The sequence below is a fragment of the Phaeovulum sp. W22_SRMD_FR3 genome (assembly GCF_052113705.1).
Classification (GTDB): Bacteria; Pseudomonadota; Alphaproteobacteria; order Rhodobacterales; family Rhodobacteraceae; genus JBGQOG01.
Genome location: NZ_JBGQOG010000016.1, coordinates 61,597 through 76,025 on the forward strand (window position 1 = coordinate 61,597; position 14,429 = coordinate 76,025).

The 14,429-nt window shown below is 64.8% G+C and carries 11 protein-coding genes; all 11 read left to right on the plus strand.

Annotated features, from left to right (window positions below):
- The first annotated feature begins 367 nt into the window (after positions 1-367).
- The 11 genes from ACEN2S_RS17425 to ACEN2S_RS17475 all read left to right on the plus strand — a co-directional run bounded on the left by ACEN2S_RS17425 (position 368) and on the right by ACEN2S_RS17475 (position 14,428).
- On the plus strand, positions 368-1,360 hold the full coding sequence (locus ACEN2S_RS17425) for a LysR family transcriptional regulator (protein WP_441868259.1): 993 nt from the start codon (positions 368-370) through the stop codon (positions 1,358-1,360).
- Positions 1,361-1,546: 186 nt separating this feature from the next.
- Positions 1,547-3,124, plus strand: coding sequence for an ABC transporter substrate-binding protein (locus ACEN2S_RS17430; protein WP_441868262.1), 1,578 nt, complete (start codon positions 1,547-1,549; stop codon positions 3,122-3,124).
- A 109-nt stretch (positions 3,125-3,233) separates the two neighbouring features.
- Positions 3,234-4,202 carry an ABC transporter permease gene (locus ACEN2S_RS17435; RefSeq protein WP_441868265.1) on the plus strand — a complete coding sequence of 323 codons (969 nt, stop codon included), beginning with the start codon at positions 3,234-3,236 and terminating at the stop codon, positions 4,200-4,202.
- Positions 4,199-5,038 carry an ABC transporter permease gene (locus tag ACEN2S_RS17440; RefSeq protein ID WP_441868268.1) on the plus strand — a complete coding sequence of 280 codons (840 nt, stop codon included), beginning with the start codon at positions 4,199-4,201 and terminating at the stop codon, positions 5,036-5,038. The genes ACEN2S_RS17435 and ACEN2S_RS17440 overlap by 4 nt, the downstream gene beginning before the upstream one ends.
- A gap of 1 nt (position 5,039) precedes the next feature.
- The gene (locus ACEN2S_RS17445; protein ID WP_441868271.1) at positions 5,040-6,773 is read left to right on the plus strand and encodes an ABC transporter ATP-binding protein; all 1,734 of its coding nucleotides are present in this window, start codon (positions 5,040-5,042) and stop codon (positions 6,771-6,773) included.
- Positions 6,774-6,832: 59 nt separating this feature from the next.
- The gene (locus tag ACEN2S_RS17450; protein ID WP_441868274.1) at positions 6,833-8,200 is read left to right on the plus strand and encodes an aspartate aminotransferase family protein; all 1,368 of its coding nucleotides are present in this window, start codon (positions 6,833-6,835) and stop codon (positions 8,198-8,200) included.
- Positions 8,201-8,214: 14 nt separating this feature from the next.
- The gene (locus tag ACEN2S_RS17455) at positions 8,215-9,636 is read left to right on the plus strand and encodes an amidase (protein WP_441868277.1); all 1,422 of its coding nucleotides are present in this window, start codon (positions 8,215-8,217) and stop codon (positions 9,634-9,636) included.
- Positions 9,637-9,700: 64 nt separating this feature from the next.
- The gene (locus tag ACEN2S_RS17460; RefSeq protein WP_441868280.1) at positions 9,701-10,780 is read left to right on the plus strand and encodes a phosphotransferase; all 1,080 of its coding nucleotides are present in this window, start codon (positions 9,701-9,703) and stop codon (positions 10,778-10,780) included.
- A complete protein-coding gene (locus ACEN2S_RS17465; RefSeq protein ID WP_441868283.1) occupies positions 10,777-12,138 on the plus strand; it encodes an aspartate aminotransferase family protein in 1,362 nt (453 codons plus the stop codon). Before ACEN2S_RS17460 ends, ACEN2S_RS17465 begins: the two co-directional genes overlap by 4 nt.
- Positions 12,139-12,726: 588 nt before the next feature.
- Positions 12,727-13,752 carry a TRAP transporter substrate-binding protein gene (locus tag ACEN2S_RS17470; protein WP_441868286.1) on the plus strand — a complete coding sequence of 342 codons (1,026 nt, stop codon included), beginning with the start codon at positions 12,727-12,729 and terminating at the stop codon, positions 13,750-13,752.
- A gap of 97 nt (positions 13,753-13,849) precedes the next feature.
- Entirely contained in the window at positions 13,850-14,428 is a 579-nt protein-coding gene (locus ACEN2S_RS17475) for a TRAP transporter small permease subunit (protein ID WP_441868289.1), read from the plus strand.
- The last annotated feature ends 1 nt before the right edge of the window (position 14,429 follow it).

Consider the following 14,429-nt stretch of genomic DNA (forward strand, 5'->3'; position numbering starts at 1 on the left):
CAACCCGGGTCAGAGGGCGACCCGCTCAACCGCGCGCGCCCCGCAATGCCCCCCACTTTTCATCATGTCCAACGCGGCAGCACCTTTCAGTGGCGCCGAGGCAATCGCGCGCATCCGCAACCTGATCTTTGCCCACGGCAGGGCCGACGCGCGCCGGTTGGACGATGGCAGGCGGCTTCGGATGGAGCGCTTGCGCGCAAAGGCCCCGATGATTGCCCGATCTTGCGCCATATCGCGTTGCAATGCCGATTTGGCCGAATATCGGCTTGACGCGCCTGCCATTGCACTGCGTCCTTGGCACTGGAAACAGGACGTCCGACCCTGAACAGTGACAGGATCCGGCCACAAGGTAAGCGACATCAAGGATATGGGGTTTTCTCATCTCGACTGGAACCTGTTGCGCAGCTTCGTGACGATCGCGCAATCGCAGTCGATCACCGATGCGGCCCAGCGCCTGTGCCTGACCCAGCCCGCGGTTTCCGGCAGTCTGAAGCGGCTGGAGGAACAGGTCGGATACCGGCTGATTGAGCGCAGTTCGACCATGTTCGAACTGACCGATGCGGGCCGCACGCTGCTGGCCGAGGCCATCGACATCACCGCCGCGGTCTCGCGCCTGCCCGCCTCGCTTGAGGAAGCCGAGAAGGTGCTGACCGGCGCCGCGACAATCGTTCTCGCCTCGCATGTGGAAAGCCCCGAATTCGATGCAGCCCTCGCGCTGTTTCACCGCCGCCACCCGCAGGTGCGCCTGACCTTGCAGGTCGAGGCCTCGCGCGAGGCCTTGGCGATGGTCGCGGCACGGCGGGCCAATATGGCGGTCTGCGTGGTGGGCGAATGCAATCTGCAGCTGGAATACACCCTGTTGTTTCAGGAGCATTTCGGCCTCTATTGCGGCCCCTCCCACCCGCTCTTCGGCATCGAGGGATTGTCGATTGCCGATCTGGCCGGGCACGAATCGATCGGCTATCTGGCCGAGCGCAGCAACCGGGCCCTGCACGAGCTGAGCGCGTTGCGCCTGCGCTGCGGCATGCAAACCGAACTGGTGGGGCAGTCGCATAACCTTGAGGAAGTGCGCCGCATGGTGATTGCGGGCTTCGGGATCGGCCCGCTCCCGATCCATGTGGCCGAGCGCGATTGCGCGGCAGGTCGACTCTGGCGCCTGCCGCCCTATGAGGGAACGCCGCAGGCCGGGGTCTATTTCGTGACCCTGCCCGCCGCCCTGCGCAGCCGCATCGAGGACGAGCTGCACCGCGCCTTTGCCGAACAGGTCGCGCTGAGCCCGCCCGAAGCGCGGATCTATGGTGAGGCTTCCCATGAGGGGGCTGCGGCGCGCGCGGCGCGCGGATCGGATGACACCGCATAGATTGGCCTGATGGGCCGGATCGTTCAAAATTATTCGACATGGAGACCATAGCGCCGCAGTCTGGGATGCAGGACGCCAGCGTCCCCAAAAAACTGTCGGACCCCGATGTTCCCTTTCCCGGGAACAGGGATTTATCCAAAAAAACAGGTCGATTCTCACGACCGATCCAACAGGAAGGTCCATAAGATGCTTTCACCGAAAGCGCTCCGCCGAGGAGCGCTCACGCTCTCGCTTTGCCTCACGGCTCTGTCCAATGCGGCCCTTGCCCAAGACACGCCCGTCGCGGGGGGCCGGCTTGACCTTGTGGTCCAGCCCGAACCGCCCAGCCTGATGATCGGCATCACCACCAACGGGCCCAGCCTGCTGGTGGCCGGGTCGATCTACGAAGGCCTGCTGCGCTATGACAGCGATCTGAAGCCCTATCCCGCGCTGGCCGAAAGCTGGGAAAGCTCGGAGGACGGGCTGACCTTCACCTTTCACCTGCGTCAGGGTGTGAAGTTCTCGGATGGGGAACCCTTCTCGGCCAAGGATGTGCTGTTCACCTTCACCGAATTCCTGACCGAGACCAATCCGAAGTGGCGCGAGGTCATGCGCCATGTCGAGGCGATCACCGCCCCCGATGAGCACACCGTGGTTTTCAAACTGAAGGAAGGTTACGGCCCGTTCATCCGCTCGTTCAGCTATACGGTCGCGCCGATCATCCCCGCGCATCTCTATCAGGGCACCGATTTCACCAAGAACCCGAACAACGACAAACCCGTCGGCACCGGCCCCTTCGTTCTGAAGGAATGGAAAAAAGGGTCTTTCATCGACCTCGAGAAGAACCCCGAGTACTGGAACCCGGGCCACCCCTATCTGGACCAGGTCGTCTATCACGTCGTCCCCGACGCCGCCTCGCGCGCCACGGCCTTTGAGACCCGCACCGTCTCGGTTCTGCCCGGCGGCTCGGTCGAGAACTTCGACATTGCGCGCCTTGCCAAGGAAGACGGCGTCTGCGTCACCGAAAAGGGCTGGGAATACAACGGCCCGATGTCCTTCCTCTGGCTGAACAACCGCACGGCACCGATGGACAATGTCAAGTTCCGTCAGGCGGTGATGTATGCGCTCAACCGCCCGATGATGCTTCAGGTGCTCTGGGGCGGCTATGGCAAGGTCGCCACCGGTCCGATCACCTCGACGATCCCGTTCTACGACAAGGTCGAACCGCAATATGACTACGACCCCGAGAAGGCCAAGGCGCTGCTGGAGGAGATCGGCTACACAGGCGACACGCCGCTGCGTCTGCTGCCCCTTCCCTATGGCGAGACCTGGCAGCGCTGGGCCGAGGTGGTGAAGCAGAACCTCTCTGCCGTCGGCATCCCGATCGAGATCGAATCCACCGATGTTGCGGGCTGGAACCAGAAGACCTCGCAATGGGATTACGACATCGCCTTCACCTATCTCTATGAGAACGGCGATCCGGCGCTGGGCGTGTCGCGGAACTACATCACCAGCCAGATCACCAAGGGCAACCCTTTCGCCAATGTCGAAGGCTATTCGAACCCCGTGGTGGACAAGCTCTTTGACGATGCCGCCGTCGCCACCACCGACGCGAAACGTCAGGAGCTTTACACCGAGGTCCAGAAGATCCTGCAGACCGATGTGCCCGTGGCCTGGCTGCAGGAGCTGAGCTTCCCGACGCTCTATGACTGCAAGGTGCAGGATCTGGTCAAGACCGCCAACGGCATCGGCAGCTCGCTCGGCGATACCTGGATCGCCCAATAGGCACCCCCCGGTCGCCCCGTCCCGCAACGGGGCCCCGACACCGACCCGGCTGCGCGCGCAGATGCCGCGCAGCCGGACCCGCCACTCCAAGTAAGATGGGCCCGCATCCATGCTGCGATTTCTGATCGGGCGGCTGGTGAAGATCGTGATCATCCTCTTCGCCATCGCCGTCCTGAATTTCTGCCTTATCCACATGGCGCCGGGCGATCCGGCGCTGGTCATGGCGGGTGAGGCGGGCGATGCCGACCCGAAGTTCCTTGCGGAATTGCGCAGCCAGTTCGGCCTCGATCAGCCGATCCACATTCAGCTCTGGACCTATCTGTCGCATATGGCGCAGCTGGATCTGGGCTATTCCTATCGTCAGCAGGCCAGTGTCGGCGCACTCATCCTCGACCGTCTGCCCGCAACGCTGATCCTCTCGCTCACCGCTTTCGCGATTTCGCTGGGTCTTGGCGTGCTCGCCGGTGTCATCGCGGCGGCGCGGCAGGGCAGCTGGTCGGACAGCGTGATCTCGACGGTGGCGCTTCTCTTCTATGCCACACCGCTCTTCTGGATGGCGCTGATGGCGGTCTTGCTGTTCTCGGTCACCCTCGGCTGGCTGCCGGCCTTCGGCTATGAAAAGGCGGCCTCGGATCTGACCGGGATCGCGCGCGCCGTCGACATCCTCCGGCATCTCATCCTGCCCGCGACGACGCTGGGGCTGTTCTTCATGGCCACCTATGTGCGCATCACCCGCGCCTCGATGCTGGAGGTCAACCGGCTCGATTTCGTCAAGACGGCGCGGGCCAAGGGATTGCGGAATTCGGTGATCCAGCGCCGCCACGTGCTGCGCAATGCGATCCTGCCGGTGGTGACGCTGGCGGGTCTGCATGCCGGGCAGCTGGTCGGGGGCGCGGTGCTGATCGAAACGGTCTTTGCCTGGCCCGGGATCGGGCGGCTCATGTACGAGGCGCTGCAAAGCCGCGATTACAACCTGTTGCTCGGGGTGTTCACCGTCTCGGCCGGGCTCGTCCTGATGTTCAACCTGATCACCGATATCCTCTATCGCGTGGTCGACCCGAGGATCCGCATTTCATGAGCGATTTCTGGAAAGCCTTCAAACAGAACCGCGGCGCTGTGGTCGGCCTTTGGGTGCTGGGCCTCGTGCTGATCCTCTCGGTCGTCGCGCCCTTCCTGTTCCCGGCCTCGCCCTGGGACATGGTCAACATGCCCTTCATGCCCCCCTTTCAGGACCAGAGCGTCCTGCTGGGCACCGATACCCTTGGCCGCGACATTGCCGCGGGGCTGGCCCATGGCGCCTATGTGTCGCTGCTGGTGGGGTTCGTCTCGACCATCGTCAGCCTCGCGATCGGCATCCCGATCGGCGCCGCGGCCGGGTATTTCGGCGGCTGGGTCGATGATATCCTCTCGCGGATCACCGAATTCTTTCAGGTCATCCCCAGTTTCGCCTTTGCCATCGTGCTGGTGGCGATCTTTCAGCCCTCGATCACTTCGATCATCGTGGCCATCGCGCTGGTGAGCTGGCCACCGGTGGCGCGGCTCTTGCGGGGCGAGGTGATGGCGCTGAAGCGGCGCGAATTCATCGAGGCGGCGCAGCTTTCGGGACAATCCGGCTTCACCATCATCTGGCGCCAGATCCTGCCCAACACCATCTCGCCGGTGATCGTGCTGGCCTCGATGATGGTGGCGACCGCGATCCTGACCGAGAGCGCGCTGGACTTCATGGGGCTGGGCGATCCGAACGTGATGAGCTGGGGCTATATCATCGGCGCCGGGCGCACGGTGCTGCAGCAGGCCTGGTGGATCAGCTTCTTCCCCGGTCTCGCGATCCTGCTGACGGTGCTGGCCTTCAACCTGATCGGCGAAGGGCTCAATGATGCCCTGAACCCGCGCCTGAACAAGCGGAGGCAATGAGATGCTGGACATGACGACCGCAACGCCGCTGGTGCGCATCGAAAATCTCAAAATCGCGCTGCCCGAGGGGGCCGACCGGCCCTATGCCGTCGACAAGGTCAGCTTTGACCTCTACCCGGGCAAGATCCTCTGCGTGGTGGGCGAATCCGGTTCGGGCAAGTCGATGTCGGCCAATGCGCTGATGGGGCTGCTGCCCGAGGGGGTGCGGGTCAATGAGGGCGCGATCCGGCTGGGGGCCGAGGATCTTCTGGCGCTGGACGAGGCCGGGATGCGCGCCCTGCGCGGGCGCCGCGTCGCGATGATCTTTCAGGAACCGATGTCCGCGCTCAACCCCTTGATGCGCATCGAGGATCAGATCGCCGAGGTGTTCGAGGCGCATGGCCTCCTGCGTCCGGCCGAGCGCAAGGCGCGGGCGCTGGCCCTTCTGGAAGAGGTCGGCCTGCCCGATCCCAAGCGCGCCGCGCGCAGCTATCCGCATCAGCTCTCGGGCGGGCAGCGTCAGCGGGTGGTGATCGCGATGGCGCTCGCGCTCGAACCCGAGGTGCTGGTGGCGGACGAGCCCACCACCGCGCTGGATGTGACGACGCAGGCGCAGATCCTGGAGCTGATCCGCAAATTGCAGATCAGCCACAAGATGGCGGTGATGTTCATCACCCATGATTTCGGCGTCGTGGCCGAGATCGCCGATCATGTCGCGGTGATGCAGCTTGGCCATGTCGTTGAGGAGGGCCCGGCCGCGCAGGTGCTGCGCGCGCCCCGGCATCCCTATACGATTGGCCTCATCAAGGCGATCCCGAAGCTGCGCGGCGGCCGCGCCCCTGCCCAGACGCCTGCCGCCTCAGCTGCCCCCGATATGGCCCCCGAAACGACCCCCGATATGGCCCAAGGCACGACCCCAAACGCGGCCACCGATACCACCCCCGATATGGCCCCCGGGCGCGCGCCTCTGATGCAGATCGAGGGCGCCTGCAAGACCTACCGCATGGGGCTGGGCCTCTTTCGTCCCCCCCGCCTGATCGAGGCGGTCAAGGATGTCTCGGTGACCATCGGGCGCGGCGAGACGCTGGGCATCGTGGGCGAGAGCGGATCGGGGAAATCCTCCTTCGGGCGCTGTCTGGTGCGGCTGCAGGATCTGGATCAGGGGCGCATTCTGCTCGACGGGCAGGACGTGACCCACACGACCGGCACCGGCCTGCGCGAAATGCGCCGACGGGTGCAGATGATCTTTCAGGACCCCTTTGCCTCGCTCAATCCGCGCATCCGTGTGGGCCGCGCCATTGCCGACGGGCCCATCGCCTATGGCACCCCCGTCGCTCAGGCGATGGCCGAGGCCGAGGCGCTGCTGGCGCGGGTGGGCCTGCCGGGCACGGCACGGCGTTTCCCGCATGAATTCTCGGGCGGGCAGCGCCAGCGGATCGGCATCGCCCGCGCGCTCGCCCTCAGGCCCGAGCTGATCGTGGCGGATGAAGCAGTATCCGCCCTCGACGTCTCGATCCAGGCGCAGGTGCTGGCCCTGCTCGACGATCTCAAGCGCGAGCTGGGGCTCAGCCTCGTCTTCATCACCCATGACCTGCGGGTGGCCGCCCAGATCTGCGACCGCGTCATGGTCATGCAAAAGGGCGTTTGCGTCGAAACCGGCCCCGGAAGCCAGATCTTCGACGCGCCGCAACACCCCTATACCCGCTCTCTGATCGCGGCCATTCCGGGCAAGGAATGGGATCAACAGGCGGGCTGACACCGCGACACGACGGCCGCGCCCCGCGCGCCCCTTTCATCCAGCAAGGACCAACCAGAATGCGCCAGACCACCTCCCCCGCGCCCAATTCCATCGAAGCCCGCGACATCGCCTATCAGGTCCATCCGGTGGTCGACATGCGCCGCTATGAGGCCGAAGGCGGGCTGATCATCGACCGTGGCGAGGGTATCTATGTCTTCGATCAGACGGGCAAGCGCTACATCGAGGGCCTCGCCGGGCTCTGGTCGGTTGCGGTCGGCTTTGACGAAAAGCGCCTCGCAGATGTTGCCTATGCCCAGATGCGCAAGCTGCCCTATTACCACAGCTTCAACTACAAGGCGCATGGTCCCTCGGTTGATCTGGCCGAAAAGCTGGTGCAGATCTCGCCCGCGCATCTGACCAAGGTGCATTTCACCTCATCGGGTTCAGAGGCGAATGATCTGGTGATCAAGATGATCTGGTACCGCTCCAACGCGCTGGGGCAGCCCGCGCGGAAAAAGATCATCGGCCGGATCAAGGGCTATCACGGGGTCACCATCGCGGCGGGCTCGGTCACCGGCATTCCCGCCAACCACGGCAGCTTCGATCTGCCGCTCGACCGTATGATCCACACACTGACGCCGGATTATCCGCGCGACCACCTGCCGGGCGAGGGCGAGGAGCAGTTCTCCGCCCGCATGGCAGAGGCGCTTGAGGGTCTGATCCTCGCCGAGGGACCCGAGACCATCGCCGCGATGTTCGGCGAGCCGGTGATGGGCGCGGGCGGTGTCATCGTGCCGCCCAAAGGCTATTGGGCTGCCATTCAGGCGGTACTGAAGAAATATGACATCCTGCTGGTCGCGGATGAGGTCATCTGTGGCTTTGGCCGCACCGGCAAGATGTTCGCCTGCGAGACCTACGGGATCGTGCCCGATGTCATGGTGGTCTCGAAACAGATCTCGTCCAGCTACATGCCGCTCTCGGCGATCCTGATGAGCGATGGCTTCTACAATCCCATCGCGGATGAGAGCCACCGCCTTGGCGTCTTCGGGCATGGCTACACTGCCTCCGGGCATCCCGTCGCCACCGCGGTCGGGCTGGAGAATGTGAAGATCATCGAGGAACGCGATCTGGTGGGCAATGCGGCGCGCCTTGAGGCCAGCTTTCTCGCCGGGCTGAAGGCGCTGGAAAGCCACGAGCTGGCGCTCTGGTCGCGGGGCGTCGGGCTGATCGGCGCGCTTGAGCTGAAACCCGGCGCCAAGCCCGGTCAGGCCGGACAGGCGGCGCAGGCGGCGCTTCTGGATCAGGGCGTCATCATCCGCGCCATCGGCGATGCGATCTGTTTCTGCCCGCCGCTGATCATCACCGAGGCCCAGCTGACCGAGATGTTCGCCGCCACCCGGCGCGCGCTCGACACGCTGGCCGTATCGCTCCTTGCCGAGGCCTGAGAAGAATGAATGTCATGACAAAAACCGATCTGGGTGAAATGAGTGCGACCGAGCTTGGCGCCGCCTATGCGCGCGGCGCGGCCTCTCCGGTCGAGGCGGTGCAGGCGGCACTGGAGCGGATCGCGCGGTTTGACGGCGCGGTGAATGCCTTTGTCTATGTCGTCGAGGAGGCGGCGCTGGCCGAGGCGCGCGCCTCCGAGGCGCGCTGGAAGGCGGGAACGCCCCTCTCGCCCATCGACGGCGTGCCCGCCACGATCAAGGAGCTGACCCGCGTCAAAGGCATCCCCTGTCGCAAAGGGTCCGTTCTGGGTGAAACCGACCCCTCGCCCACCGATCTGGAGATCGTGACCAAGCTGCGCGCGGCGGGCACCCCCATTCTGGGCACGACCACCTCGCCGGAATTCGGCTGGAAGGGCCTCACCGACAGCCCGATTGGCGGCAATACGCTGAACCCTTGGGATGTCTCGCGCGCCTCCGGCGGCTCGTCGGGGGGGGCGGCGGTGGCGGCGGCGCTCAACATGGGTGTGCTGCACGAAGGTTCGGACGGGGCGGGCTCGATCCGCATCCCGGCCGCCTTCTGCGGGGTGTTCGGGATCAAACCGACCTTTGGATGGGTGCCCTCGACCGCCCCCACCGGCCTTTTCGAGCTGGCCCACCGGGGGCCGCTGACCCGCAATGTCGAAGACAGCGGGCTGTTTCTGAATGCGGTTGCGGGTCCCTCCCCCAACGCGCTCTATGGCCGCTCTCCCGCGCAGGTGCCCGATTTCGCGGCGGCCTGCCGCAGAGGCCCCGAAGGGGTGCGCGGGCTGCGCATCGGCTTTGCGCGCACGCTGCACGGCGCGCCCGTCGCCCCGGCCGTGGCGGCTGCGATTGATCGGGCAGCCGCGCGCATGGCCGATCTGGGCGCCATCGTCGAAGAGGCCGATCCCGGCTTTGCCTCGCCGCAAAAAGCGCTGCTCGATCTGTGGTATGCCGCGCAGGCCTGGGCGATTGAACAGGTCGACCCCACCCCGGCGCAGCTGGCCGCGCTCGACCCGGGGTTCCTGTCGATCACCGAACAGGGCCGCCTGCTGAGCGCACGCGACTACATCGCCGCCGACCAGACGCGGGCGGCACTGAAGGTGACAATGGCGAAATTCCACGCGCGCTATGATGCGCTGATGCTGCCGACGATGCCGCTGACCGCCTTTGAGGCGGGCGTCGATGTGCCCCCGGGGTCCGGCATGACGGAATGGACCGATTGGTCGCCCTTCACCTATCCGTTCAACATGACCGAGCAACCGGCGGTCTCGGTCAATTGCGGCTTTGATCCGCAGGGCCTGCCGATTGGGCTGCAATTCGTCGGCCGCTGGTTCGAGGATGAGACGGTTCTGGCTTTGGCGGCGGCCTATCAGGCAGCTTACGCAGAGCCGGTTCCCGCGGCCCCCCGGGGCTGAGCACAAAACACATCGGGGTCGGCGGCGCTGCGCCGCGGCCGACCCGCAACGCAGCGAGCGACGCATGACAGATGATCTGAAACGAGCGCTGGCCCTGGCCGGTCAGGGCGGGCTGGCCACGGATTTCACCCCCATCGCGGCCCCGGAGGCCGCGGCGCTTTGTGCCGCGCTCTACGGGATCGAGGGCGTTTTCAAACGCCTCGAAACCGAGAAGGACGACACCTATCTGATCACCACCGGTTCCGGGCGGTTCATCCTCAAGATCGCCAACCCCGACGAGACCGGGGCCGAGCTTGATCTGCAACTCGCGGCGCTGCGCCACCTTGAGCGCAAGGGGTTTTCCCTGCCCGCCCCCCGCGTCATACCGACCCGCACGGGCGCGATGATCGCGCCTCAGCCGGGCAGCGGCCGGATGGTGCGCCTGCTCAGCTTTGTCGAGGGCAGGCCGCTTGATCATCTGCGCTATGGCGATGGCGAGCGCTATCAGATCGGGCGGGCCCTCGCGCAATTGCGGCTGGCTTTTGCGGATTTCACCCATCCCGCGCAGGGGCGCCAACTTGTCTGGGATGTGCAGCATGTGATGACGCTGCGCCCCTTGCTGACGCAGATCGCGCTGACCCCCGGAGAGATCGCCCTGGCCGAGCGCAGTTTCGACCGGCTTGCCACCATCGCGCCGCGCATTCCCGCCCTGCCCCGACAGGTGCTGCACAATGATTTCTACGCCTCCAACATCGTGGGCGATCCGAGCGCGCCCGGGTTCGTCACCGGCGTGATCGATTTCGGCGATATCGTGGAAACTGCGGTGGCGATCGACCTTTCAACCGCGGTCACCGGCCAGATTGCGCGCGATTTCGGCCCCGGCGCGGATATCTTCGCCCCGGCCCGGCCGGTTGTGACCGGCTACGCCGACCATGCCCCCCTCAGCGCCGAGGAGCTGGCGATGGTGCCGCATCTGGTGATGGCCCGCGTTCTCGTGCGGGCGGTGATGACCCAATGGCGCGCCGCGCTGATGCCCGCGAATGCACCCTATATCCTGCGCAATGCCGGACCGAGCTGGGCACAGCTCGACTGGTTCCTCGCGCGCGACCCGCGGGAGATCGAGCATCTCCTCGGTCCCGAAACCTTGTCACGGAGCCCCGCATGACCCTGCACGACAGCCAGCCGACACCCGGCACCGGAACCATGGTCAACAGTTTTGACCCGACAGCCGCGGCACCGCTCGACCCGGTGCTGGCGGGGCGGATCGCGCGGCGGGCACGGCTGCTCGGCCCCGCCTACCGGCTTTTTTACCGCGAGCCGCTGACGGTCGCGCGGGGCGAAGGGGCATTGCTGTTTGATCCCGACGGCAACGATTATCTCGATGCTTATAACAATGTGGCCTCGCTCGGGCATGGGCATCCCCGCGTTGTCGAGGCGGTGGCGCGGCAGATGTCCATCCTGTGCACCCACACCCGCTATGTGCAGGAGGAAATCCTGCAACTGGCCGAAACGATGCTGCCGAGTTTTGGCGGCAGCATCGCTGAAAGCGGCCACATGATGTTCACCTGCACCGGCTCGGAGGCCAATGATCTGGCCACCCGCATCGCGATGCAGAAAACCGGCAAACGCGGGGTGATCGTGACCGCCGAGGCCTATCACGGGAATTCCTTTCTGACCGCAGGCTATTCGCCCTCGCTGGGGACACAATCGCCGCTCGGGCCCTTTGTGCGGCGGGTGGCGGCCCCCGACAGCTACCGCCGCGATCCGGCCACACTCGGCGCGCAGATGGCCGCCGAGGTGCAGGCACAGATCGGGGATCTGGAGCGCCACGGCGATGGCATCGCCTGTTTCATCGCCGACAGCCTGTTTTCCTCGGACGGGATCTATGCGCATCCGACCGATCTTCTGGGGCCGGTGGCCGAGGTGGTGCGCGCGCATGGCGGGGTGATGATCGCCGATGAGGTGCAATCGGGCTTTGCGCGCTCGGGCGAGGCCCTTTGGGGCTATCAGCGGCACGGGCTTGACCCCGATATCGTCACCATGGGCAAGCCGATGGGCAATGGCTTTCCGGTTGCGGCGCTGGCGATCCGGCAGGATGTCATTGCCGATTTCGGCGCGAAGACCCGGTATTTCAACACCTTCGGCGGCAATACCGTTGCCGTGGCGGCGGCACAGGCGGTGTTCGACACGATCCGCGACGAAGGGCTGCAGGCGAATGCGCTGAAGATGGGCGAGGCGATCCGCAGCGGCCTCAGGCAGTGTGCCGCCAAAGACAGCCGGATCGGCGACATCCGGGGAGCGGGCCTTTATGCGGCGCTTGAATTCGTGTCGGACCCTGAGCGCAAGACCCCCGACGCGGCCACGGCCAACGCCTGCGTGAACCGGCTGCGCGAGGCGCGCGTGCTGATCTCGGCCACCGGGCCCGGCGCGAATATCCTCAAGATCCGGCCGCCGCTGATCTTCACCCCCGCCCATGTTGACCGCCTGCTGAGCACGCTCGAACGGGTTCTGGCTGAGATCTGAGGTGACCGGATGATCCTGCCGCGCAAGCCACGCGGACGGGTTAGCGCCGCTGTCTGAATTCACGAAGCGGGATCGGAGCTGCGGCGCGCCCGACATGGGATCGGCGCGGCGGCCCTTTGGCTTTTCTGACGCCTGACACGGCCTCTTGCGACTGGTTTCGCCCGGAGGCCTATACGGGCATCTCTCCCTCAGATGCAAAAAGTCGCAAAAACAATATCTTGTTCGCCATGTCTTTGACGGACCGGCCCCTGCCGCCCGGGAGGGCCGGTGCAATCAGATGCCCGGCCAATCTGGGTGACAATTGCGATTCCTTTCGGGCCTCACGCCCGGCGCGCCCGGATGGTTATTTGTAGGGCAAAACCGAAGCGCAGCACGAGTGACTCCGCTTGACAGATCAAATCCCGCGTCATTTCCCCGCATTCGCCACCATCTGGCAGAACAAATAGCCAGAAATTCGGACGGGAATCGCACGTCATTGTTGATCTGCGTGGAGAGCCATGCGTAATTTGTCCAACCACCGGGTCGGACGATGCCCTTCCCGGTTCCACGCCACACTGCGTTTCGAGCATCGACCAAAGGGAGAGAGACATGAGCTTCACGAGAAAGCTTACCGGACTGGCCGCCGTCGCGGCGTCGGTTCTGGGATTCACCGGGGCTGCACTGGCCGCAGACTACAACTGGACGTTTCAGACGTCGGAAACCGCGGGCGAGCCGGGTTTTGTGAACAAACAGAAATGGGCGGCGGATGTTGGCACGCTGTCGGGGGGCCGGATTGCCATCGAGATCCTGCCCATCGGCTCTGTCGTGCCGCATACCGATACGCTTGACGCGGTGGGCGCGGGCATTTTGCAGGGCCACCTGACGGACCCGAGCTATTTTTCGGGCAAAGACCCGGCTTTTGCGATGATGGGCAACCTCGTCGGCGCCTGGAGCGACCCGTTTGAGCTTTTGGGCTTCATGCAAAGCGGCGGCGGCAATGAGCTTTACTCCGAACTGGTCGAGCCCTACGGCGTCCATTTCATCGGCGCGGCGGCCACCGAGCCAGAGGCTTTCGTCTCGCGCGTGCCGATCCGCACGGTGGAAGACCTGAAGGGCGTCAAACTGCGCGCCCCCGAAGGCATGGTGTTTGAGATCTTTGCCAAAGCGGGCGCGGCACCGGTTTCGCTGCCCGGCTCCGAGATCTTCTCGGCCCTCGACAAGGGCGTGGTGGATGCGGCGGACAACACGGTCTTTGCCACCAACCAATCCTTGGGCATGAACGATATTGCGCATTACCCGCTCTATCCCGGCTTCCACTCGCTGCCGATGATCGACATTTCGATGAACAAGGAAATCTGGGACGGTCTGCCGCAAGATCTGCAAGAGATCCTGACAGTCTCGGTCGAGCAATTCGCCTTCAACCACATCTATTCGGTGCGCAAACTCGACGCCGCCGCGGTGGAGCAGGCCAAGGCCAACCCCGAGATCGAGATCATCAACTGGTCGGGCGATGAGCGTGCCAAGTTCCGCCGCATCGCGCAGCAGGAATGGCAGATCTGGGCGCCCAAATCCGAGATGACCCAGCGCTATTATGATGCGGTGACGGGCTATCTCAAGGGCCGCAACCTGCTCTGATTTCGAGCCAAATCAACGAATGCGCCCGGCCGGACAGGTCGGGCGCGCAGGGAGCGTGGGCTGCGACAGTGCAGACACGGGCGGGGGAAGACGAGACATGACCAAAATAGCCGAGATCATCGCGGAAGTTGATGACAGCGATACCGAAATTCGCAGCGGGCTGGACCGCGCGATTGCCGGATCGACCAAATTTTTCGCTTGGGCGATTTTCGTCGCCTTTGCCATCACCGTGCTCGAGGTTGTGGCGCGCTATGTTTTTGACAGCCCCACCTTCTGGGCGCATGAGAGCACGACCTTTCTGATTGCGGCCATCTTCCTGATCGGCGGCCCCATCGCGCTCGCACGTGACAAGCATATTCGCGTGCGGATGATCTATGACGCGGTCAGCCCGGCGCGCAAACGCCATCTCGACATCCTCAATTCGGTGATTGGTCTGGTGTTTTTTGCCGGCCTCTCCGTGGCCAGCTGGACGATGGTGAGCAAATCCTGGTTCAACCCGTCCGGCGCGCTGCATCTGGAGGGCACCGGCACCTCCTGGAACCCGCCGACGCCCGCCCTCCTGAAGATGCTGGTGCTGATCTGCGTCGTCACGATGTTTGTCCAAACCCTGTTGCATCTGGTCGCCGCGATCCGCCGCGATGTCTCTGCAGCCCCCACCGCTGCCGAGGAGCACTAAT

What these genes read in the sequence shown, in the direction of transcription:
- ACEN2S_RS17425 (WP_441868259.1), top strand. Translation starts at nt 368, where the DNA reads ATGGGGTTTTCTCATCTCGACTGGAACCTGTTGCGCAGCTTCGTGACG.
- ACEN2S_RS17430 (WP_441868262.1), top strand. Translation starts at nt 1,547, where the DNA reads ATGCTTTCACCGAAAGCGCTCCGCCGAGGAGCGCTCACGCTCTCGCTT.
- ACEN2S_RS17435 (WP_441868265.1), top strand. Translation starts at nt 3,234, where the DNA reads ATGCTGCGATTTCTGATCGGGCGGCTGGTGAAGATCGTGATCATCCTC.
- ACEN2S_RS17440 (WP_441868268.1), top strand. Translation starts at nt 4,199, where the DNA reads ATGAGCGATTTCTGGAAAGCCTTCAAACAGAACCGCGGCGCTGTGGTC.
- ACEN2S_RS17445 (WP_441868271.1), top strand. Translation starts at nt 5,040, where the DNA reads ATGCTGGACATGACGACCGCAACGCCGCTGGTGCGCATCGAAAATCTC.
- ACEN2S_RS17450 (WP_441868274.1), top strand. Translation starts at nt 6,833, where the DNA reads ATGCGCCAGACCACCTCCCCCGCGCCCAATTCCATCGAAGCCCGCGAC.
- ACEN2S_RS17455 (WP_441868277.1), top strand. Translation starts at nt 8,215, where the DNA reads ATGACAAAAACCGATCTGGGTGAAATGAGTGCGACCGAGCTTGGCGCC.
- ACEN2S_RS17460 (WP_441868280.1), top strand. Translation starts at nt 9,701, where the DNA reads ATGACAGATGATCTGAAACGAGCGCTGGCCCTGGCCGGTCAGGGCGGG.
- ACEN2S_RS17465 (WP_441868283.1), top strand. Translation starts at nt 10,777, where the DNA reads ATGACCCTGCACGACAGCCAGCCGACACCCGGCACCGGAACCATGGTC.
- ACEN2S_RS17470 (WP_441868286.1), top strand. Translation starts at nt 12,727, where the DNA reads ATGAGCTTCACGAGAAAGCTTACCGGACTGGCCGCCGTCGCGGCGTCG.
- ACEN2S_RS17475 (WP_441868289.1), top strand. Translation starts at nt 13,850, where the DNA reads ATGACCAAAATAGCCGAGATCATCGCGGAAGTTGATGACAGCGATACC.